Source organism: Zobellia uliginosa (genome assembly GCF_018860745.1).
GTDB lineage: Bacteria > Bacteroidota > Bacteroidia > Flavobacteriales > Flavobacteriaceae > Zobellia > Zobellia uliginosa_B.
In genome coordinates this window covers 589-817 of record NZ_JAHKPY010000004.1, presented here as the reverse complement: position 1 = coordinate 817, position 229 = coordinate 589, and the positions used below count along the sequence as shown (strand labels likewise).

At 44.1% G+C, this 229-nt stretch carries 1 protein-coding gene; it reads right to left on the bottom strand.

Translation table 11 applies throughout. From position 1 onward, the window contains the following. On the bottom strand, window positions 1-229 hold a 229-nt coding region (locus tag KO521_RS08985; protein ID WP_215939592.1), incomplete at both ends, for a hypothetical protein.

Here is a 229-nt window from a genome sequence, read left to right as displayed (position 1 = left end):
ACTCAAATCGATTGCAGTAGCAGTCGGGTCATCGCTCAAAGTAAGGTTATCACCTGATAAGCTCAAATCCTGAAATTCGTTCGTTGCGTCGTTATCGTTGTTCGCTGGAATCGTTATCGATAAATCAAAATCGTCTCCCGTTCTCACAACATCCACAGAACCATCCGCTGAAGCTACTGTCTGGATTTCATTCGTCGCATCGTTATCATTGTTCGCAGGAATCGTTATC